1 protein-coding gene is annotated in these 253 nt (G+C 71.1%); it reads right to left on the reverse strand.

Going from position 1 to position 253, the window contains the following annotated elements:
* On the reverse strand, positions 1-253 hold a 253-nt coding region (locus tag ACZ3GY_RS24480; protein ID WP_465912394.1), incomplete at both ends, for an ABC transporter permease subunit.

Raw genomic sequence — 253 nt, forward strand, 5'->3', positions numbered from 1 at the left:
GGCCTCGACGTACACGGTGCCGCGGACCTTCAACGCTTCCGACCGCATCACGCGGGCGAAGACCGCCACGGCCGAGACGCCGGTGGCGATGGCGGCGTTGATGGTCTCGAAGCCCAGCGAGCTCACGACCACGACCGCGAGGAGGAAGCTCGGGATCGCCAGCAGCACGTCCACGACGCGCGCCGTGACGACGTCGACCAGCCCGCCGAAGAACCCGGCGACGAGTCCGAGCAGACCGCCGACGACGACGGCG

This window comes from Pseudomonas sp. PME37.24/006 (assembly GCF_055556635.1).